Below are 20,247 nucleotides of genomic sequence, written 5' to 3'. Positions count from 1 at the left end.
ACATCAAAAGGTTGTCGTTTCTGGATCGGTATTTAACGGTGTGGATTTTTCTGGCCATGGCCGTTGGCATCGGTTGCGGTTATTTGTTTCCCAACATGGTGGACAACTTGAATGCTTTACAGGTCGGCACCACCTCCATTCCCATTGCCATCGGTTTGATCCTGATGATGTACCCGCCGCTGGCGAAAGTGCGATACGAGGAACTGGGCCATGTGTTCCGCAACGTGAAAGTGCTGGGCTTGTCCCTGGTGCAGAACTGGGTCATCGGGCCGCTCCTCATGTTCGTGTTGGCAATCATTTTCTTGCGGGGCTATCCCGAGTACATGGTTGGCTTGATTCTGATCGGTCTTGCCCGTTGCATCGCCATGGTCATCGTCTGGAACGATCTTTCCAAAGGGGACACTGAGTACGCAGCGGGCTTGGTGGCGTTCAATTCCATCTTTCAGGTTTTGTTTTATTCGTTCTATGCGTTCGTGTTCGTCACGATTTTGCCGCAGTGGCTCGGATTGGAAAGCATGGTCATCGAGATCACGATGGCCGAGGTCGCCAAAAGCGTGTTTATCTACCTGGGCATTCCCTTCCTTGCGGGGATGATCACCCGATATGCACTGGTGAAAACAAAGGGGAAAGCATGGTACGAGCGGGTGTTCATTCCGAAGATCAGCCCGTTGACCTTGGTCGCCCTGCTGTTCACCATCGTGGTCATGTTCTCCCTCAAAGGGGAGGTCATCCTTGAGTTGCCCATGGATGTGCTCAGGGTCGCGATCCCGCTTCTCATCTACTTTGTCGTCATGTTTGTGGTGTCGTTTCTGCTCAGCAAAAAAGCGGGAGCAGGCTACCCCGTCTGCACGACGCTTTCCTTTACCGCCGCCAGCAACAATTTTGAACTGGCAATTGCAGTGGCAGTCGGGGTGTTCGGCATTCATTCGGGAGCGGCTTTTGTGGCGGTCATCGGCCCGCTGGTGGAAGTGCCCGTAATGCTGGCTTTGGTGAAGCTGTCGCTCTATTTCCAACGCAAATTTTTTTCCACGCAAGGAGGCTGACGAAATGGCGGAGAAACCGATCATCTATTTCCTTTGCACAGGCAATTCCTGCCGCAGTCAAATGGCGGAAGGGTTCGGGAAAAAATATCTTGGTGACCGTTTTGACGTGTACAGTGCAGGAATAGAAGCTCACGGTCTCAATCCGTATGCCGTTCGGGTCATGCGGGAGGTGGGCATCGACATCTCCAATCAGACATCCGATGTGATCGATCCCGAGCTGTTAAACAAAGCGGATTATGTGATTACGCTCTGTGGCGATGCCAACGACCGATGCCCGATGACACCTCCGCACGTGACACGCTGGCATTGGGGCTTTGACGATCCTGCCAAGGCAACGGGGACGGAGGAAGAAAAACTGGCGGTATTCCGCCGCGTGCGGGACGAGATTGGCGAACGAATCAAGCGGTTTCGCGACACGGGAGAATAGATACCAGAATACAGGCTGTTGGGATTGATTTTCGATGAAATAGGGAATATGATAGTGTCAACGCGAAATAGGCGATGGAGTTCGCCATAACCGCCTGACGGCTGATGACTCCTACCGATACGAGTGTATGGGTAGGGGTCTGTTTTTTTATCCAGCATTTCGGGAGGAATCAGCATGTCATATTTTTTGGTCGGAATTGCGGGGATCATCGGCACTTTGCTTCGGTATGTTTTAGGATTGTGGGTTCAACAATTGGTTCCGCAAACCTCGTTTCCCGTTGGCACGTTGGCGGTCAATCTGGTCGGTTGTTTCGCCCTGGGATGGTTTTTCCAATGGGTCATGGACAAAAACCGCATTTCACCTCGTGTTCGCACCAGCATCAGCACGGGTTTGATCGGCTCCTTTACCACGTTTTCGACGTTCAGTGTGGAAACCGTCCAATTGTTCCGTCAGGGACTATGGGGGAGCGGGATTGCGTATGTAGGGATAAGTATGATCGGCGGATTGTGTCTGGTTTGGATGGGAACGGCGGTTGCCGACAGGAGAAGGGAGAGGGTTCGACATGGCTGAGATCGGTTGGATAGCGGCGGGCGGCTTTTTGGGAGCGATGGCTCGTTACGCGATGGTTGCATTTGTTTCCGCCCGTTGGCCGACCAGGTTGCCTCTTGGAACGCTGTTGGTGAATCTGATCGGTTCCTTTTTGCTCGGATGGATCGCAAGCAGTGGATTAAATGAACAGATAGCATTTTTTCTGGGAACGGGATTCATGGGGGCGTTTACGACGTTCTCCACGTTCAAGCTGGAGAGCGTGAACCTGTTTCGGTGGGGCGAAGGGAAAACAAGCCTTCTGTACATGGGGATGACGTACCTTCTCGGCATCGGAGCAGCATGGCTGGGATTTGGTGTGGGAATGTGACTTATTGACACATGAAAAATGGAGACCATTTGGCGGAGTTGGTCCGACAGGTGGGAAAGGTCTAAGCTGTTCAGGTTTCATGGCGACGAATGGCCACCGTTTTTTGTGGGTTTCTCCTCCTCGCGATGCTTCCGTTTGCCCATGGATGTGCCCTTGTCACGCCTTACTGGGCAATTGCATAAAATAGTCGCAGATTCCGTTAATTCCAATCGAAGGAGAGTGAACACGGGATTGAATCCTTATTACGCCCACCAGTATTACAGCACACAGTGGTTCTATCCCATGCCCTGTTACTGGCCCCCTCATCATGACTGGCGGAACTGGCACCCGTATACTTACGGTATGCTACAACATGTAAGGAACGACGGGTACCCTCCAGTCGAATTGAAAGATTATGGCGGAAAACCGTTCGTTGTCGATATTGAGAGGGCCGCCAAGCAAAATAAAAATTACCGAACCGCATTATGGACAGGAAAACATTTGCAAGTGACTTTGATGAGCATCGAGGTAGGAGGAGATATCGGATTAGAAGTTCATCCTGATGTTGACCAGTTTATCCGTATTGAACAAGGACAGGGACTTGTGCGAATGGGGGAACGAAAAGACCGTCTGGATTTTGAAAGAAGAGTGTCCGAAGATGACGCGATCATGATTCCAGCTGGGACGTGGCATAATGTGACCAATACGGGGCATGTTCCCTTGAAGCTGTATTCCATTTATGCTCCGCCCGAGCATCCGTTTGGCACGGTTCACAGGACGAAAGCCGAGGCCATGGCCGCTTATCGGTGACTGATTTGGCAGTTTCGTTGGAAACCAAAGTTATGTCAGGTTTTCAAGTAATTATGGGAAAAAAGTGGCCGCAGAGCCCTTCGTCAGGGGTGTTCTGCGGTTTTTGCTTTCAAACGAGGGGTGCCGCCTGCAACATTTAGGGGTTCGGGATGGCTTATGCGGGGATAAGTTTGATATTGGTGGTGTGTCTCATGTGGCATTCGGTGTTGGGACAAGATGGCTTGGGAATTTGCTGTGGAACATGACATTTATCCATTCGTTTGAGGAGGAATGATAATCTCCGCCTCAATGACTGCTTTATCATAACGATGTCGGTGATTATTGATCTTTCCATTCCAGCAATATATCCAACAACTTTAGAAACGTTTTTTGATCTTCGATGCTTCGTGTTTGCAGGCGGGTAACGATTTGAGAAATTGTGAATTCTTGAGAGTTTGGTTTAGGCTGGATCGACCGAAAGAGGTCTTCTAATGAAATTTCCAGAGCGTTCGCCACCTTTTCGATGCTTTCCAGCGTAGCATTTTTCTCGCCTCTTTCCAATTGTCCAATGTATGTAGCATGGAGATTGGCTATATCTGCCAATTCTTCCTGACTCAATCCCTTTTCTTTGCGGAAATTCCGTATCCGCTCTCCAATAACCATTGGCAAATCGCTCATTTTTACCACCTCTCAGGTAACTTTAGCTTTATTCTTTAAGCTTCCCCAAGAGACGATAGATATTCAAAATAACAAATGATATACTATAAGTATTGTTTACTGAGCCAAACAAAAAATACTGAAACCAAAATCCGCGGTATTTGCTCAGAAGCTTAAAATCGTAGGCGGCAAGTGGGCAGGGGACTTATCATGTCAGGCAGGAACGAATGGTTAATGGAGGATATGATTCATAAAAGATGGTTTCATCATGTATTTCAACCGATATATGCTTTGGAAAATTGGCACGTATTCGGGTATGAAGTGTTGTTGCGTTGCGAGTGTACTCCAACCTCCGAATCACTTTTTCGGTTAGCTATAGAACAAAACAAATTGTATGACTTGGACTGTTCCTCGATTTATCATGCTCTTGCATCGGCAAATTTTCGGAACATCCGATTGTTTGTGAATGTGTTTCCTTATACCTTGGTACATCATTCATTTCCTGATTTCCTGGAAAAACTCAAGAGCGTATGCTTTTCTATTCAAAACATTGTATTTGAAATAAACGGAGCAGAAAAAGGATTAGACATAGGATTGCTCCGAAACGCAGTACAGTTGTTGAAGGATAAAGGGTACGGTATTTCACTTGATCATTTCGGCAATGGGAAAACATTAATGAAACTTGTATCTGAAATTGTCCCAGATTTTGTGAAATTGGATCGATCCTATACTGTGGGTTTGTCCACTTCAGATCAAAAGCAAAATGAGGTTCGGATGGTATTGGATCTTTGTGAACGAAAGAACATGAAATTGATTTTGAAAGGGATTGAAGAGGCAACCGATTTAGCGATAGCGAAAGCACTCGGTGTTCATATGGGGCAAGGAAACCTATTGGGTAAGCCCATGCCGCTCGGCGGAATTTTTTGATGAAAAAAGTTCTCGCTTAAAAAAGGCAAATAAAACGGGGAAGTGCCGAAACTAAGGAATGACGAGATATGTTGGATCGAAAGTTCATTACCTGTTAATTTTGGCATCGCTAGCGTTGATATTCATTTTGAATGTATAATGTATCTATCCCGACTTTATGGTTGCTTAGGGGGATGTGATTTGGAAGGTGCGAGTCAATATGTCAATTGTTTAACTCACCCTTATATGCTGAAAATAAGCCAAATGATAGACGTAAGATTGGATGAGGTCGAACGAATAAAAAAGTTGCTTCTATAGGGATATGATACAGTCAATGTTGGCGGTCAGACTGTTGACAAAGTTCCTGTCGACAGTCTTAGGGCAGGTAAACCTGCCCTTTTGTATTTTTAATTGTTAACGAAAATTTCATTTGCTAAATTCATTTGCTAATTTTTCACTCTTGGTTAACATGATGATTTAGATGTAATCATATACCTAAAGTTATAATAACATAGGACTATAGGATGATTTATCGTGAATTTACCGTTACAGCCAAATTTATCTCCACGAAATACCTTTTATGTGCCAGTGGTTGCCAAATTTTTAATCAGTCATGGATTTGCGGCGTTGTGGATGGTTGTATCCGTATATGTTTCTCTTCCTTGGCTCTATGATTTGGCTGATGTGGTTACATTCCCCATAGCTCTATTGATCATTGGGGGAATCGCATATGTTCCTGGATATCTGAATGCTTTTCTTGTTATCAGTCTGATTTTGGATCGACAGCCTCCATTTAAAACAGAATGGCCTTACGAGCCTGTTACTATATTAATTGCTTGTCGAAACGAAGAAAATAAAATTGTCAATACACTGCAATATATTAAAAATCAAGATCACGCTGGAGATATTCATGTCGTTCTTATTGATAATGGTTCAACAGATCGAACATCTGAAGAGGCAAAAATAACTGCTGATTGTTTAGGTCTTTCCTTACGCATCATTCGGGAAGAAGTTCCTGGAAAGTTTAATGCGTTAAATACAGGCTTAAAGGAAGTAAACACTCGTTATGTGATTACTCTGGATGCAGACACACTTTTGCATCGGTCGGCAGTTCGTTATCTTGTTTCTCGGATATTAAGTGCTCCTGATGACGTTTGTGCTGTCGCAGGAGCTGTATTGGTGCGTAACAGTCGAAAAAATTGGTTGACCAAAATTCAAGAATGGGACTATTTCTTAGGGATCGCTTCAATCAAGCGTTTGCAAGGTTTGTATCAAGGTACATTGGTTGCCCAAGGTGCCTACAGCATCTACAAGACAGATGCACTAAAAGAGGTGGGAGGGTGGCCAGACGCAATTGGTGAAGATATTGTGCTCACTTGGAGCTTTTTAAGGAACGGATGGAAAGTTTATTTTGAACCTCTTGCCGTCGCGTTTACTGATGTCCCCGAAACTTTAACACATTACATTAAGCAACGTTCGCGTTGGGCTCGGGGTATGATTGAAGCTCTCAAAGTGACGAAACCTTGGCAACAACCCATTTTATTTGTCAAATATTTGACTGGTGTCAATCTGATTATGCCGTATCTTGATTTCACGTATACTTTATGTTGGATTCCTGGTCTGGTACTTGCATTTTTTGGTGTTTACTGGATTGTCGGACCAATGACGATATTGGTGTTACCATTGACATTGTTGAGTTACTTTCTTTTGTATATCTTTCAGAAATCTGTATTCCAAAAACTTAACCTACGTATTCGAAAAAACATCTTGGGTTTCTGGCTTTTTGTATTATGTTACCAGATGATTCTTTCCCCCGTGTCTGTCTGGGGATATATTCAGGAAGTGTTACTGTTGAAAAGGGTTTGGAAGTAAGTCAAGCTGTCAACGACACCCGCGAGGTGTCGTATTGAAGACAAACTCCTTATGTTTCAGGCGAAACATGGGAGTTTGAGATAAGTTTTCGAGAATGATTTTCTTTCTGCGGTCGGCATTCAAAGCTTTTGAGAAGACGTAAATTAAACACTAGTATGAATAAGAGGCGAAGAGGAGTGATTGCGGACTCCTCTTTTTCTTTTGAGCGGTGGTATACTGATCGTGGAGAAAGTGATCGGTCTCGAAGACATGGCGGGAGAACAGCAAAACCGACAGAGTGAGAAAGGAAAGCCAAGGTGACAGATCCAACGGACCGTTCATGAAAGTGGATTTACAGCAAGAGATGAATGAGCTTTGGAAGAAAACAGTGCGATATTCGAAACAATATGTGACGAAGGGTCGGTATTTGCAACCCTTCAGAATTCAGGAGGTTCAGGAAATGGATAAAGAAACTGCCGACCATCATTTCGACAAATCGAAGTTTAAAGAGATCGTGATGCAGTCAAAGGATATCATATACTACTGCCGCCTCAAACCAAAGCCGCAAATGATGTTTGTCAACGCGGCTTTGGAACAGTATTTCGGTCCAGGCTCAGTAAAACAATGCTATGAGCAACCTGAACTCATTTACCGCCGTTTGCACCCTGATTTCCGTGACATGATCCAGAAAAAATGGAGCGGTGATTTTGACTATGACAAACCCATCATTCAATGTTGGCTGGATGAAGATGGACGAGAACGGTGGTTTGAAGAACTGGCCACGCCTGTTTATGAGAAGGGTGAGCTCGTTGCAATTCATGGCATTCTCCGAAACATCGACGCTTGGATTCGGCTCCAGAAAGATCTGGAGTATCGGATCTCGCATGATGCTTTGACGGGGGCTTTTAGCAGGAATTTTTTTGAGAGGATGATGAAACGATACGACGAGGAAGTAGACGTTCCTATGGCGATCATCCTATGCGACTTGGACGAGCTAAAAACGGTGAATGATCGTTTTGGACACAGGGAAGGGGATCGGCTTATTATGGAAGCCGCCAAAATACTGATGAATTTTCAATCGGAAAAAGTGCTTGTTTCAAGAATTGGCGGCGACGAGTTTGCTATCCTGGTCATCGAAATGGAATTATCGGAAGTGGAAAAGCTGGTGGAAAAAATGGATGAAGCCATACATGGATACAATGTAAGGGATTGGCCGATGAAGATGTCCTATGGCTACGCTTTTTCCCGCTCGTCCAAAGGAAACATGGAGCGATTATTCGAGGAAGCGGATCGAAACATGTATGACAACAAGTTTGGGAAAAAGCCTTGAGATTTGTTGTTAAACATTATAAAAACGGGGGCATCTTTTCCGATAAGCAAGCTATGCAAAAAAGCTAGGCGAATATTATCCTTGCTTTTTCAATGTTCAATTTTTGCTCAGTCTCCTTAAAGCTTCATCGTTTCGGTCACAAATACGGTTTGTTTGTTCACGGATCAACTGCAAGCGGTCTTCTTTGGACATTTTTGAGAAATCAGGTTTTTTATAGCCGATTGGTTTTGCAATGTTGTTTTTTTCTTCCTTGCCGTTGCACATACTATCCTCTCCCAGGTTTTTTCTCAGACGTTCGCGGTGTTACTTTGCATCTCCCATGAGCATTTGCTTAATCTGATCGCTATTTTTGCACATCAACACCTTTAACAGATAAGGAAAATGATGACGGCGGTTCGGAGCCTTAAGATAACGCTCAGGATAACCAAAAAAATCTATTGCGTATTCCAATATGTCCTCTATTAGATTTTCGACCGCCGTTTCTTTATTTTTGCCGTTTGCGTATAGTTCAAGTTCGTCCACACCGACCGTGATTGAACCATCTTCTTCAGGAAATGCCACAATTGTAAATGAATAGCTCTGAAGCAATTGTTGCACCAGTTTTTCATTTAACAAAAAGGTGCGAGATTCATTTTGCTTTTTTCGTTCTATGATAATTGGATAGAGTTTTTGGACTTGATCCATTATGGATTCCCAATTGCTTTGTATGTCCTCCGCCTTTAATTCAGGGATAACCCCTCTTTTCTTGTCTGAATCTTTCTCAAAGTGGTCTTTTCCCATCAAATCACCTTTCTGTCCTCCAGCATGATTTCATTAATTTAGTGTGATAAAGCTCGGACATCATCGAACCAAAACGGAGTATTCAAATGTATGCCCCTCTTTAAAATAAAAAGAAAGAAAAAATCTCAGATAGAAGGAGGGGCGTTGGTGTACGGCCACCAGTTTTTTCGGTTTTCTGTTGAAAGAAGAGTTCAATTCATCAATTCACAGTTGCGACAAGGCGGTTTCGATTCTTTGGAGGAACTGGCAGAGGACATGTTCTTGGATGTGGACGACATAAAAAGGGAACTAAAGCAACACGGATATATTTTTGTGCCAAATATAAATCAATTTGTGCATTGCGTTGGAGCATAGACTGTCTTTTGAGTTTATCCAAAGTGTCCTAGTTCCAGGAGGAGGGCATGCCACTCTTTTCCTTCCCGTACCCATTGCCAGTCGCCCGACGAATATGGATCGCCCTTTTGTTTGGCTACTTGTTGAAATGTTCCGCCATAGCGTGATTCAAAGTAGGTGATGGTTTTAATGATCTCTTCGGTACGTATTCGTTTGTATTCGTCATCAGACATTGTGGCTGTAGGGTTGGCATAATTTTGCATGTAGCGTTCCACGATATCTAGAACAGGGACTTTTTCTCCCGTTGGAGATATCCAAATCGAATGATCAGAAATGAGGAAATCCTGATTTACTTTTTTAATTTCGAGAAATCGTCCTGTATCGAACCAGTTATTGATCGTTGTTGAGCTAACTCCAAAAAAAGTTGCCAGCTGATTCATATTGTAAATCCTCGAAAATCGCATAATAACCACCTATTTATTTCTGTTGTATTATCGTTACGGAAAGTTGTAAAAAATAAATGACATTATCAAAAAGCGAAAGCACCTGACCGACTCTGTCGAGCGGAGGTGCTCTTTTCATAAAATTTGTGTTTTGATCCATGTAAAAGCGTTATCATTAATTATACACCCGATGAACAGAAAAGTATCTGACAACATTATAGAATGATTGGAAACCTTATTTCAACCACATACACATTTATAAGGAAAGGTAAGGGGCTTTGCGTGGACAGGGTTCAAACCAAATTTAAGCTGATTATCTCGGGCATAAATCTTGTCTCTGATTTTCGGCCGATTGATACTGTTCATAGTCGTTACGTCCGTAATGTCAAATGTTCAGTTGGGGAACGGGACAATACAGTCGTGATAACGGGAACAATTTGCAGTGAAGATCAAAACAAAAATTTCCTGATTGCAGAAGACCTGACCGTCTTTTTTCTCAGGCTGTTTTCCCTGTTCGGGGTGAATTGCCGTATTGAACATTTTGAATTGGATAAGGGCGGCGATGTTTTGTGGGGTTACCCGCCTGTGCCTACGATTGATGGGAAGATGATGAATAATCAAATAGGCAAAGTCAAGTCTTCGTTATTTGAACCTCAATCATTCGCTGAGTTTCAAGTCATCCAAGCGTCAACAAGGGTAGATGTACCGCATCATTTTCGTACTTTGGCGGCATTGTTCTTTGAAGAGCTGTGTCCCCATTGGGACGATCATGTTTTAGGAGAATATGTGGAGGCGTTGCTGGAGCGGTATGAAAATCAGCACGAAAAAAGGTTGCTGGAACTTATCCGCGTGTTATGCGAAGCGGATATTATCGACAGTACCTATTTGAATCAATCATCCAGGTTGCGGTCGGCTATGCAAAATGTCAGTGGCCCGAGGCTAATAGACGATAATGTTGCTCATGGTATACTGGCGTGCATAGAAGTGATTTATCGCCAAATGAGACAAGGCGATTATGATACATTAACAAGGAAGCTCGTCTCATCTGCACATGAATTGCTATTCCCGCTGGTTCAGAAATTATTGCGTTCTCGAACCATGGACAACCCCTGATTATGCCGCGGCATCCATTGAAATTGTTATAATGATGGTAAGGTAAGTTTGTCGCTGACCGACATGCGGCTGATAAATGGTCGGTTTGTTAGTCTGTCGCTGACCGATACGCGACTAATAAGTGGTCGGCTTGCAAGAATTTTTGTGCTAATTGGGGTGTATGGCAATATCCCTAAGAAAACGTGGTGTTCGCATGAGTCGGGAAGAAATTTTTAAAAGCTATAAAGGCAAGAAAGGAAATACGTCAAAGAAAGTTCTTAGACCCGCACAAGAGCCAGAAGTGTTTCGATTGGCAAAAAAAGCGTTGCGGATCATCGCATTAAGAAGACTGGGTGGATAATAGCGAAGGAATGCCCCGTAATCCCATGATTGAGGATTATGGGGCATTTTTGATTCGTGAACATTTCCGAAAAGATACCTTTTCGGAATAGTTAATTTATGAGTATAAATTGCTTTAAGTACTCTCGACATAATTCGATAAATTATTCGCTGTGTTATCGACAAGATTATAGGTATAATTTGTCTATAGGAAGAGATTGAAAGGAGAAATGAATCGTGAGTGTTCAATCCTACCTAATTTCATTGGCAAGTAAATTGGTACTAAAAGAAGAGGAAAAAGAAAACATAACACGATCCCTTAAAACGCTTCAGGAGCGTGTTTCAAGTTATTATGGTAGAGAAGTAATAAATCATTTTCCTTTTGGTTCGTATACAAGGGGAACGATTTTACCTCGTAAAGCGGATTCTAATTCTGACATAGACTATATGATAATTTTTAATAATCCAAACCAATATAAGCCCAAAACATTTTTAAATTACCTTAAACAATTTGTTAATTATTATTATCATCGTTCTGAGATTTATCGAGACTATCCGACCGTTGTTCTTGAATTGAATCATATTAAATTCGAGCTCGTTCCAGCTACATTAGGAAGTGTATTTTCCCAAGGATATCAAATTCCTGCTCCTGCAAAATCATATTCAGAATGGATGCTTACCTATCCTAATCAATTCAACGCAGAATTAACGGAAAAGAATAAAAATAATCATAGCTTGATAAAGCCGCTTGTACGTTTAATGAAGTATTGGAATGCTCAAAATGGATATATCTTTTCTTCATATGAATTGGAGAGGTGGATTGTACAGCAATATTATCTTTTTGATCAAAATATTAAGGATTACTTTTGTACGGCCATAACTAATTTGCCATATAGTATGGATGGATTTGAAGTATTTGCTCCTCAGTCTCACAAGCAAAAAATTGATCGTGCGAAACAAATAATGAAAAATGTTATTAATTTTGAAAATGCTGGACTAGTTGATTATGCAGTTACAGAAATAAAAAAGATACTACCAGAGTTTTAGGAGAATTAATCATGAATGAACAAAGGGTTGATACAGTTTCTACTTATTATAAACTTCCTCAAAAAGTTGACAGAATAAGTAATTTTCTAATGTGGATGTCTATCTGTATTTCATTAATAGTTCTTTATTTGAATAAGCTCGGTCCTGTTAAAGAAATGATTAACATTTTATATGTCATAGTAACAATACTCTATTTTTTAGCAAGTAATACTAACGAGCTTTACTTATTGCGAAAAGCTGAAAACAAGAGGACAACACATTTGCTTTCGAATGGATTAGGCGTTTCATTGGATGATGAATTTACTAACAGGTATTACAATAATGAACTTCCTCCCTCTATATACCGTCTTGGAATGAACGTATTCGAAAATACTTTTTTTACTTCGAGTATCTCAAAAAAAATGTTGTATAGCGAATCAATTAAAATTCTAATGTATGTCATTATTTGGTTCTTATTATTGCTGAATCGAAAGACACCTTTGGAAACAATAGCTGTGGTATCGCAAACTTTATTAGGGACTACTCTTATAACACATGGAGTAAGGATATTTATGCTTTATATTGAATCGAAATCTCTATTTGAAAGATTTAGAAACGTATTCCTGAATTATTTTTCTAATTCTTTTGATGGAAATGTAAAGGTATTAGAAAGTCAAATATTAGATCTATGTGTAAAATATGAGGTTTTGAAGGGGGCTTTAGGAGTTCTCCTATCTGAAAAAATTTTTAATGAAATGAACAAAAAGTTAACGTCAGAGTGGGAAAATATCAAAAGAAATATAGGTGCAATTAGTTAAGGGCCACATGTGTTCTGAAAAGAGGATATTAAGAGATTTTCTACTGTTTAAGAAAAGGAAAAAAATGAAATCGATTACAAATGTATGATTTTACATTGAACAATGAGGTGAAAAAATGTCTTTATTGCATAAATCACTTGATCAAATTACTGAAGCAGATCTTCAGATTTTGGTATCAACACCCGTTTATGAAAGTAGGGTATTAGACTACAAAGAGCAATTACCAGGAGATTCTTCTTCCGAAAAAAAAGAGTTTCTTTACGACATCACCTCATTTGCAAATTCAGGTGGAGGTGAATTGCTATATGGTATCTCAGAAGAGAGAATTGATGGAAAAAATACGGGCAAGCCTTCAGCAATGCCAGGGGTCAATATCGAGAATATAGATGAATTGATCCGTAAGTATGAGAATCTTATTAGAACTTCTGTACAGCCAAGAATATTTGGATTGCAGATGAAAGCTATTCCATTATCAAATGGGAATCATGTATTGCTAATTCGTATTCCCAAAAGTCTGAATGCACCACACATGGTTACATTGGAAGGAAACCAAAGGTTTTATACTAGAAATTCTGCTGGTAAACACCCCATGGATATTACTGAAATTCGCTCCACTATACTCGCAAACTCTCTATTATCTGAACGAATAAGAAATTTCTTTTTAGATCGAATCAGTAAAATAAAAATTAATCAATCACTAACTAAGCTTGAAAACAATTCTCATTTCCTTTTAACTATCTTAATTCCTTATAGTGCCTTTGGAATCCAGCAAATTTCACCTGCTGAATTGAAGGAACAAGTTACAAAATTAGCACCTTTATATTCTTCAGGGTGGGATTACAAATATAATCTTGAAGGAATTATGACATTTGCTAAAAGTCCTGTTTCGCAGATAACGTATTCGTATGTTCAGATGTATCGAAATGGAATTGTTGAATCAGTAGATACTGGTATGCTTAAACCTAGGGAAGATGGAAAAAAGGTAATTCCTTCAGTAACAATAGAAAAGAAATTAATCGAAAGAATTTTTAGCTATTTAGAAGCTCAAAAAGCCGTTGGCATAACACCGCCAATAGTTATATGGATTTCTTTAATTAATGTGATGGGATTCCAATTTGCGGTTTCAAACCGCTTTTTTCCGCCTGATTATGCTGGAATAATTGAACAAGAAGAGGTTGTGCTTCCCGAGGTTATTATTGAGGGTTTTCCACAGACTTTGGATGAACTTGCAAAAATTTTGCAAGGGACTTTTGATGCACTATGGAATGCGGCTGGTTGGCCTAGATCGCTTAATTATAATAATGAAGGTAATTGGGTAGGTCAGTAAAATACCAATTACGGAAAAAGATTATGCATGAGGTGATAGGTATTGTCTAATGTAAATGCAAATGAAATAGCGATAATTTATAACTTGGATAATTTTTTTACTGAAACTGAAATTAATATTATATATAAAGAAGTTTTAAGTAAAAACAATATTGAGTTAATAACTTTGGACTCTGGTAATAGTATTCAACATGAATTCGGAATGTAGCCTAGCCAAAATCTGAGAGATTCACGTTGTGACAAGGCATTTTCGTCATAAAAAGTTGCCAATTTTTTTGCAAAATAAACAGGACACTGCAAGCCTCTTGTCAAAGGTTAAACCACCACGAATAACCAACGAGAGGAAGTGTCCCTAGCAACATGGTACCACAAGCAACGAACCATGCGCCAGAACGAAAATCACGCCGCGAACGCCGAATTGAAATTCTTGCGGAGCGTCGCCGAATCAAGCAGATCATGAAGAAGTTGAGACCGGTCACATTCGACAACAACACCGTCACGGAAGCCGGGAACTTCCAGTTCCTTGCCAGGTTCAAGGAACTCATCGGTCTGGACACCCTTATCGAGAGTCACGTTCATCTGGAACAAACAGCCAACTGTGTCTACACGGCCGAAAAGCTCGTCGATCACCTGCTGGACTGCGCGCTACTCGGCCACACACGTTTTTCACATATGAATGCCCTGCAGTCGGACCCTGGTTACCAGATCGTTACCGGCATCGAGCGTTTTCCTGACGAAAGCACCTTTCGCAATTTCCTGGGCAAACTCACCTGGAGCCATCTGATTCAGCTTGTCGCGTTAAACCGGGATTTGCTGGCACATAAGGCGCGGACGGGCGAAAAGCGCCTGGTCTGGATCGACATCGACGACACGGTCATCACGCTGTTCGGGGAGCAGGAAGGCGCGACAAACGGCTACAATCCGCGTTACCACGGACGTCCCTCGTACAAGATCCGGGTTGCTTTCATCGCCGGAAGCGGCGAGCTGATCCACTTGCAACTGAATCCCGGCAACATGAACGGCATGAAGGATTTGCTCTCGTTCGTTAAAGAAGTCGAAGCGATGCTGCCGCCGGAATGGATCGTCGAAGGCATCCGGGCCGACTGCGGTTTTGCCGACGAAGCTGTCATGGCGTACGCCGAAGAACGCGGCTGGCAGTACATCTTCAAGCTCCCGAAGAAAGCGACCGTCAAGAAGGCCATCGCTTATCTGCAGCAGCATCCCGCCTTTTGGGAGACGCTGAACGAAAAGGAAGAGCACATTACGTTCGCAGACGAGGATGATCGTTGGGCTGCTGCCGACATCCCGATTCTCCTTACCAACTGGGAGAAAGCCAGGCGCTGTGTCATCTACCGGGAAGCCCACGAAACCGAGCGTACAACCGATGGCCAATTGACGATGGCTCTCACGACCTATTCCTTCCAAGCCATTGTCACCAATACCGATCTCAAGCCGCTCATGCTGCTTCGCTCGTACAACAAGCGTGCCAACATCGAGAATCGCATCGATGAATTGAAAGAAGGTTATGCGGTGGAACAAAACAGCCAACATTCCATGCTCCGCAACCTGCTGTTCAGCTGGATCAAGGCCATTGCCTACAACGTGATGGTCTGGTTCAAACAGACGCTGATGCCGGAAACCTTGCAGCGGTGCGAAGTCCAAACGATTCGCCGAGCGGTGATCCGGGTACCCGGCAATGTGGTCGGCTCCGGTCGCTACCAGCATATCCGGCTTGCGCCGAATCCGACGCTCGCTGGAATCGTCGATGCGATGCAGCAAAAGCTCAGAGCATTGGCCATAAGCTTCATTCCGACTCTACATGCGGCCTAACGGTTCGATTCATCCCTGGCCATAACGGCATTTCGACCTGTAAAAATCAGGTCTTCTTTGGGTTGTGCAAAAAAACGCAGGATCACATCAGAACGTAAGAAGACTTAAAAGCCCGGCTCCAAAAACGCATTGAAACAGGCATTCCGTAGTGCGATGGCGGGTTATCCACAGGCCTGAGTTATCCACATTCCGATTTCATGTTCAAGCTAGTTTTGAGGATTTAAAAAATATTATCACTGTTATAGTACCTGGTGCTCTAATTGCATCAATCTCTAATCAAATATTTCCGAATGCTGTTTGGGATGCTATTAAGCTTGTTATAACTAGTATATACCGAAAAGTCAAAGATAAAAAATGCTACAGGGTAACATCAAATAGTACTAAAGAAATTCCTATAACATTAGGGATAAAGGTGAAAATAAAAGAGGCTCAATTCAATTTTAAGCTAGATAATATTTCTGATGAAACCATTGTTCAAGTAGCCTTGGATAAATTTTTAGAGTTCGTTAGCAGATATGATAACAAAGGGCAAGATTCTTACATGGAGTACCTCGCACAATATGAAAATTCAGAGTGGGAAATTAAGGATATGTACGAGTTAATTCAAGAGAAAGTTTCCGAAAAGGAAATGTAAAGAGGCATAGGCTGGGACTAAGAAATCTAAGGTGGAATACATGGAAAAGGTTATCTTTTTATCGTATTGTTGGAAAGATAAAGACGAAGCTAACAGAGTTGACGACTTGCTCTTGTCATTTGAGAATATAAGAGTAATACGAGATGTTAGAGATTTAGGATATTTAGACGATATTGAAGAATTTATGAAGCAAATCCGTGCGGTTGACCATGCTATCTTAATGATAAGTGACGGATACATGGAGTCCATAAATTGTATGTTTGAAGTTTCTCAGATCATAAAAGAAAAGGATTACAAGTACAAAGTAACACCCGTCATTGTAAAGAAACCGCGAATTTACGGTTCGGACAATCGATTATTCTATGCAGAATATTGGAACCAGAAATATATCGATTATGACAAGAGGGTTCGTAATCTTAAGAATATTGAAGACTACCCTAATCTATTAATAGAACTGAAAAAGATCAGAGAAATCTGTTCTGCAACTGATGAGTTTTTACATTTTTTGAATTCAAAAAAATTCAACAGCTTAGAAGAGCATTTTGCTAATGAATTTCAGGATGTATTCAAAGCTATGGGATTTGAAATTCTGCCCAAGAAAAGAGTGGTTACAAAGTCGGAGGGTTCTCAGGTAAACGAATTTAACTATTCAATATATAAGCTCGATGATATTAGTACTGCAACCGCTAAAAGGTACTCTGCTGTTATATTAATTAATCAAGATTATACTCGCGAAGAAATCAAATCATTAATATTACAAGCAAATGATATTGTGAAAAGAAAAAGGTACAGCAAGAAATTTAAGAGCATTTTTCGAGAAAAGGATGCGGATGTTGTCTGGCTATATTTTGCCAGAGATTTATTTGATATTCAAACAACAAATTGGATTTGTAGGACATGTTGGATATCAGCTAGTTTACCTGATAAATTCCGACCAGTTTCTCTCAATGGAAATGACCGAGTAAATGATATAGATATATCTTGGAACGAAGGATATGAATCGCATAAAAAGATCTATAGAAGTTATCAGGGAGAAAAAGAAGAAGTATTAGAGGTTGTTAATTCATTACTGGTTGAATTTATTGAGTACGCCAATTTTGCAATTTTAAATTTTGCCGAAAGCAGAGAAGGGATAATCACTGAAGATAAATTCCTTCAGGAGATGCGAAAGATTGACCACATAGTTGAAAAACTTTTTATTGAATCCTCTGATATACCCTTACCGCCAAATGATATCCAAGATTATGTAGAGTTGTGTCGACAAATTTTTGGTGTAGTTTATGATATGTTCTTATATTTTATGGAGCGGAATGAAGGCAAGTGGACTAAAGATAACCAGAAAAATTTAATGGAAAAATCTATAAAAGAGTTTAATCGGCTACTTCCTTTAGTTGAATATGAAAAAAGCAAAATATCTTAAGATTATCTTTTCAGCATAGTGGGCGGGATGGGGATAATTTGCGAATCAAAATACTGTCACCTTATAACTCACCGCTTTCTATGTAGACAGCTAATAGATCCCGTCCTAGGAAAATAAAATCTGTCCAGGGACAATAAAAAATGTCCAAGAAGCCGAGCGATGGTTAGGGTTCATGCCTGATCAGCTGTTCGGCTTCATCTTTTGGAAAGGGGGTAGGGGGAGAGGGTGAAAGGGAAAAGGGGTTGATAAATCAGGCTTTGTCCCAATATACCCTCCCCTTTTGTCCTTTCCCTTACCCCTTCTCCCTATCCCCTCAAATTATTTCCCTGGACATTTCCCAACGTTCCATTTCCCTTAACCCTTTCCCCTAATCCCCTAATTCCTTCCAATTTGGCGGACACTTTTTATTTTCCTGGTATTTTGTACCAACTGGTTCCTGAAAGCCTGAAAAGCCTTGCGGCTCTAGGGAAGAGAGGCGATGAGGGGAAAGTTGTGGGATGGACATGAATTATTGTCTTTTGACACTATCTGTAACAAGTAATTAAAGTCGCCAAAAGGATTGTGAAGTCGATCTAAAGATTATGGAGTCGGTATCAAAAAGCCTAGGAAACTCAGAGTCACTCCTGAGTTTTCCTCGGCTTTTTTCATTTTTGTTGCTGTGATCCCTAGCTAATCCCTTGTTTATTAATTTTCTCCAGTTTTCCAACAACACCATTATCCGAATTCATCATTTCACTGGTTTTCGCATGTTAATCCACTATGATTCTTATCACTCGTGATGAAACCGGAATTTAAGACGAGAAGATACAAAACTAAGTGCGGCAAAGAGTTTCTCGGATTTTTCGTAGTTTTTTACGATGCAATCTTAACGAAAATATCCCGTAATCTGTAAATTGAGTGTTTTGCATAATTCCGTTTCAGAGAAGAAGCGATAGCATATTCACTGTCGTTAAGGGGTAATTTTCGAAAATGGTATTATATGGATGAAGAAAAGGGCAGACTTGCAGAATTTTAGAACAGCTCGTTTTTTAAGCGGCAGCCCGTTTTGAATGATGAGAAACGGCGAGCGCAGATGCAAGCAGAACAATGGCATTCAAATACTGGTGAGTTGTGACTTTCTGAATGCCCCGGACATGTGCGGCGTCTGCCGTCAAATAGGTTTTCAATCGGGAGTTGCAGCGTTCTACGCTGGTTCGTTCATTGTAAAGTTCCTTCCAACGCTTTGTATCCCGATGAGGGATGCTGTATCGCCGGAGATCATCCTTCGCATTTACTTTGACGACCATTCCATAGTTTGAAGACGAGCAGGCAGCCATGCCAAGCGGACAGTCGACTTTACCCGTGGCATGCGGGCAGCGAAATTTATGCATATCGCCGTCAACTCCCCAGTATGTCATCGCATAACCCATGGAACAGCACGGTGTTCCGTTCGAGGTCATGCCAGCAGGCGGTTCCTTCTCCCCCCGAAGATTAAGGGGAATGATGGCTTGTGCCTTGACGTTGCGGGCGGCCTCATAAACTTTCATTTGGTCGTAGCCCGCATCGAGTATGAAAAATCGTGTGCTCGTCCTGGACGCTGTTTTCTCGATCAGGCCCGGCGCCATTTCTCCATCATTGACATGCGCCGGCGTTACTTCCAAGGCGATCGGCAATTCACTTTTCGTATCGACCGCCAGATGAATTTTGTAACCAAACCATGTGATTTTATTGCCGAAGGAATCAATTTTTGCGCCCCAGTTCGCATTACCCGTTTGCTCGCTTTTGCGTTTGGGCTGCTTTTTCTCGTAAGCGCGGAGAGCGGCGCTGTCTATGGCGACGTTACTGCCTTCTATGATACCTTCCTGCTGACAGCGTGTGACCAAATCCTCAAAAAGCCGTTTTGCCAAGTCCTTTCTCGTCAGTTCTGAGAAAACTCGGCTTAATGTGGATATGGAAGGAGCTTCTCGATCCAGCCGAAGACCACACTGATAACGAAACCGGAGATCCGTATCCAAACGCTTATGCAACCCTGAAAAGGTACTTATTCCTTCAAGCGGCGCAGCCAAGAGTGCTCGTAGAATACCTTGTCTGCAGTATCCCTCAGCGCCTCGGGGTGAACGGCTTCTCAGTTCCTTGGCATACGGTCTCAGATCGAGAGAACTGAAGAAGATCGGCAATCTCTCCTTGGGTTGAATTTTTAAAAGTTCTTCGAAGGAAAACAGACATTCTTGGAGAATATACAAAGTGACTTCCTCCATCCTTGAGGTTTTTGGGTTTAGTCACTTGAAAACTTCTCCAAGTTGGGGTGAAGTCCCTTTTTTATGTCCGA

Annotated in this window: 22 protein-coding genes and 1 riboswitch; of the genes, 17 read left to right on the top strand and 5 right to left on the bottom strand. The window is 42.1% G+C overall.

The window, feature by feature from the left end:
* The first annotated feature begins 2 nt into the window (after positions 1–2).
* The 5 genes from arsB (at position 3) to ACL02P_RS14260 (ending at position 3,175) form a co-directional block, all read left to right on the top strand.
* A complete protein-coding gene (arsB, locus tag ACL02P_RS14280) occupies positions 3–1,043 on the top strand; it encodes an ACR3 family arsenite efflux transporter (RefSeq protein WP_188624194.1) in 1,041 nt (346 codons plus the stop codon).
* 4 nt (positions 1,044–1,047) lie between these two features.
* Positions 1,048–1,470: an arsenate reductase (thioredoxin) gene (gene arsC, locus ACL02P_RS14275; protein WP_028107376.1), complete on the top strand. Its 423-nt coding sequence runs from the start codon at positions 1,048–1,050 to the stop codon at positions 1,468–1,470.
* 61 nt (positions 1,471–1,531) lie between these two features.
* Positions 1,532–1,591, top strand: a riboswitch (Fluoride riboswitch).
* A gap of 53 nt (positions 1,592–1,644) precedes the next feature.
* On the top strand, positions 1,645–2,040 hold the full coding sequence (gene crcB / locus ACL02P_RS14270) for a fluoride efflux transporter CrcB (RefSeq protein ID WP_028107375.1): 396 nt from the start codon (positions 1,645–1,647) through the stop codon (positions 2,038–2,040).
* Positions 2,033–2,386 carry a fluoride efflux transporter CrcB gene (gene crcB / locus ACL02P_RS14265; RefSeq protein WP_028107374.1) on the top strand — a complete coding sequence of 118 codons (354 nt, stop codon included), beginning with the start codon at positions 2,033–2,035 and terminating at the stop codon, positions 2,384–2,386. The genes crcB (ACL02P_RS14270) and crcB (ACL02P_RS14265) overlap by 8 nt, the downstream gene beginning before the upstream one ends.
* 231 nt (positions 2,387–2,617) lie before the next feature.
* The gene (locus ACL02P_RS14260; protein WP_028107373.1) at positions 2,618–3,175 is read left to right on the top strand and encodes a cupin domain-containing protein; all 558 of its coding nucleotides are present in this window, start codon (positions 2,618–2,620) and stop codon (positions 3,173–3,175) included.
* Positions 3,176–3,493: 318 nt separating this feature from the next.
* On the opposite strand, the gene ACL02P_RS14255 is transcribed toward ACL02P_RS14260, so the two are convergent.
* Entirely contained in the window at positions 3,494–3,832 is a 339-nt protein-coding gene (locus ACL02P_RS14255) for a helix-turn-helix domain-containing protein (protein WP_412837546.1), read from the bottom strand.
* A 189-nt stretch (positions 3,833–4,021) separates the two neighbouring features.
* Here ACL02P_RS14255 and ACL02P_RS14250 point away from each other — a divergent pair, with 189 nt between their 5' ends.
* The 3 genes from ACL02P_RS14250 to ACL02P_RS14240 all read left to right on the top strand — a co-directional run bounded on the left by ACL02P_RS14250 (position 4,022) and on the right by ACL02P_RS14240 (position 7,898).
* Positions 4,022–4,738, top strand: a complete 717-nt coding sequence (locus tag ACL02P_RS14250; protein WP_412837545.1) for an EAL domain-containing protein — start codon at positions 4,022–4,024, stop codon at positions 4,736–4,738.
* A 513-nt stretch (positions 4,739–5,251) separates the two neighbouring features.
* Complete coding sequence (locus ACL02P_RS14245) at positions 5,252–6,589, top strand: glycosyltransferase family 2 protein (RefSeq protein ID WP_412837544.1); 1,338 nt, start codon at positions 5,252–5,254, stop codon at positions 6,587–6,589.
* Between the two features lie 439 nt (positions 6,590–7,028).
* Entirely contained in the window at positions 7,029–7,898 is an 870-nt protein-coding gene (locus tag ACL02P_RS14240) for a diguanylate cyclase domain-containing protein (RefSeq protein ID WP_412837543.1), read from the top strand.
* Between the two features lie 96 nt (positions 7,899–7,994).
* Here the strand turns inward: ACL02P_RS14240 and ACL02P_RS14235 are convergent, their stop codons facing one another.
* Together ACL02P_RS14235 and ACL02P_RS14230 are read right to left on the bottom strand one after the other, a co-directional pair.
* Positions 7,995–8,162 (bottom strand): hypothetical protein, encoded by a 168-nt coding sequence (locus ACL02P_RS14235; protein ID WP_412837542.1) that lies wholly within the window; start codon positions 8,160–8,162, stop codon positions 7,995–7,997.
* Between the two features lie 39 nt (positions 8,163–8,201).
* Entirely contained in the window at positions 8,202–8,678 is a 477-nt protein-coding gene (locus tag ACL02P_RS14230) for a hypothetical protein (protein ID WP_412838251.1), read from the bottom strand.
* 147 nt (positions 8,679–8,825) lie between these two features.
* Here ACL02P_RS14230 and ACL02P_RS14225 point away from each other — a divergent pair, with 147 nt between their 5' ends.
* Positions 8,826–9,032, top strand: coding sequence for a DUF4250 family protein (locus ACL02P_RS14225; protein WP_412837541.1), 207 nt, complete (start codon positions 8,826–8,828; stop codon positions 9,030–9,032).
* 14 nt (positions 9,033–9,046) lie between these two features.
* Here ACL02P_RS14225 and ACL02P_RS14220 read toward each other — a convergent pair whose 3' ends face one another.
* A complete protein-coding gene (locus tag ACL02P_RS14220; RefSeq protein ID WP_412837540.1) occupies positions 9,047–9,451 on the bottom strand; it encodes a hypothetical protein in 405 nt (134 codons plus the stop codon).
* Positions 9,452–9,736: 285 nt separating this feature from the next.
* Here ACL02P_RS14220 and ACL02P_RS14215 point away from each other — a divergent pair, with 285 nt between their 5' ends.
* The 8 genes from ACL02P_RS14215 to ACL02P_RS14180 all read left to right on the top strand — a co-directional run bounded on the left by ACL02P_RS14215 (position 9,737) and on the right by ACL02P_RS14180 (position 17,939).
* Complete coding sequence (locus tag ACL02P_RS14215; RefSeq protein ID WP_412837539.1) at positions 9,737–10,567, top strand: hypothetical protein; 831 nt, start codon at positions 9,737–9,739, stop codon at positions 10,565–10,567.
* A gap of 193 nt (positions 10,568–10,760) precedes the next feature.
* Positions 10,761–10,907, top strand: a complete 147-nt coding sequence (locus ACL02P_RS14210; protein ID WP_412837538.1) for a hypothetical protein — start codon at positions 10,761–10,763, stop codon at positions 10,905–10,907.
* Between the two features lie 215 nt (positions 10,908–11,122).
* Entirely contained in the window at positions 11,123–11,932 is an 810-nt protein-coding gene (locus tag ACL02P_RS14205) for an SMODS domain-containing nucleotidyltransferase (protein ID WP_412837537.1), read from the top strand.
* Positions 11,933–11,943: 11 nt separating this feature from the next.
* On the top strand, positions 11,944–12,729 hold the full coding sequence (locus tag ACL02P_RS14200; protein ID WP_412837536.1) for a hypothetical protein: 786 nt from the start codon (positions 11,944–11,946) through the stop codon (positions 12,727–12,729).
* 115 nt (positions 12,730–12,844) lie between these two features.
* Positions 12,845–14,056 carry a helix-turn-helix domain-containing protein gene (locus ACL02P_RS14195; RefSeq protein WP_412837535.1) on the top strand — a complete coding sequence of 404 codons (1,212 nt, stop codon included), beginning with the start codon at positions 12,845–12,847 and terminating at the stop codon, positions 14,054–14,056.
* A 359-nt stretch (positions 14,057–14,415) separates the two neighbouring features.
* Entirely contained in the window at positions 14,416–15,885 is a 1,470-nt protein-coding gene (locus tag ACL02P_RS14190; RefSeq protein ID WP_009225442.1) for an IS1380-like element ISPaen1 family transposase, read from the top strand.
* Positions 15,886–16,033: 148 nt separating this feature from the next.
* A complete protein-coding gene (locus ACL02P_RS14185) occupies positions 16,034–16,519 on the top strand; it encodes a hypothetical protein (RefSeq protein WP_412837534.1) in 486 nt (161 codons plus the stop codon).
* Between the two features lie 40 nt (positions 16,520–16,559).
* Positions 16,560–17,939 (top strand): toll/interleukin-1 receptor domain-containing protein, encoded by a 1,380-nt coding sequence (locus tag ACL02P_RS14180; RefSeq protein ID WP_412837533.1) that lies wholly within the window; start codon positions 16,560–16,562, stop codon positions 17,937–17,939.
* A 1,028-nt stretch (positions 17,940–18,967) separates the two neighbouring features.
* Here ACL02P_RS14180 and ACL02P_RS14175 read toward each other — a convergent pair.
* Complete coding sequence (locus tag ACL02P_RS14175) at positions 18,968–20,161, bottom strand: transposase (protein WP_412837532.1); 1,194 nt, start codon at positions 20,159–20,161, stop codon at positions 18,968–18,970.
* Positions 20,162–20,247 lie beyond the last annotated feature (86 nt).

It is taken from the genome of Paenibacillus sp. MB22_1, from assembly GCF_047200555.1.
GTDB classification, from domain to species: Bacteria; Bacillota; Bacilli; order Paenibacillales; family Paenibacillaceae; genus Fontibacillus; species Fontibacillus phoenicis.
Note: the sequence above shows the minus strand (reverse complement) of the source record. Positions and strands in the feature narration are given on the sequence as shown.

Excerpts from the sequence above, each read along its gene's own strand:
- arsC (WP_028107376.1), top strand. The coding sequence starts at position 1,048 with ATGGCGGAGAAACCGATCATCTATTTCCTTTGCACAGGCAATTCCTGC.
- crcB (WP_028107375.1), top strand. The coding sequence starts at position 1,645 with ATGTCATATTTTTTGGTCGGAATTGCGGGGATCATCGGCACTTTGCTT.
- crcB (WP_028107374.1), top strand. The coding sequence starts at position 2,033 with ATGGCTGAGATCGGTTGGATAGCGGCGGGCGGCTTTTTGGGAGCGATG.
- ACL02P_RS14255 (WP_412837546.1), bottom strand. The coding sequence starts at position 3,832 with ATGAGCGATTTGCCAATGGTTATTGGAGAGCGGATACGGAATTTCCGC.
- ACL02P_RS14250 (WP_412837545.1), top strand. The coding sequence starts at position 4,022 with ATGTCAGGCAGGAACGAATGGTTAATGGAGGATATGATTCATAAAAGA.
- ACL02P_RS14240 (WP_412837543.1), top strand. The coding sequence starts at position 7,029 with ATGGATAAAGAAACTGCCGACCATCATTTCGACAAATCGAAGTTTAAA.
- ACL02P_RS14235 (WP_412837542.1), bottom strand. The coding sequence starts at position 8,162 with ATGTGCAACGGCAAGGAAGAAAAAAACAACATTGCAAAACCAATCGGC.
- ACL02P_RS14230 (WP_412838251.1), bottom strand. The coding sequence starts at position 8,678 with ATGGGAAAAGACCACTTTGAGAAAGATTCAGACAAGAAAAGAGGGGTT.
- ACL02P_RS14220 (WP_412837540.1), bottom strand. The coding sequence starts at position 9,451 with ATGAATCAGCTGGCAACTTTTTTTGGAGTTAGCTCAACAACGATCAAT.
- ACL02P_RS14210 (WP_412837538.1), top strand. The coding sequence starts at position 10,761 with ATGAGTCGGGAAGAAATTTTTAAAAGCTATAAAGGCAAGAAAGGAAAT.
- ACL02P_RS14200 (WP_412837536.1), top strand. The coding sequence starts at position 11,944 with ATGAATGAACAAAGGGTTGATACAGTTTCTACTTATTATAAACTTCCT.
- ACL02P_RS14195 (WP_412837535.1), top strand. The coding sequence starts at position 12,845 with ATGTCTTTATTGCATAAATCACTTGATCAAATTACTGAAGCAGATCTT.
- ACL02P_RS14190 (WP_009225442.1), top strand. The coding sequence starts at position 14,416 with ATGGTACCACAAGCAACGAACCATGCGCCAGAACGAAAATCACGCCGC.
- ACL02P_RS14180 (WP_412837533.1), top strand. The coding sequence starts at position 16,560 with ATGGAAAAGGTTATCTTTTTATCGTATTGTTGGAAAGATAAAGACGAA.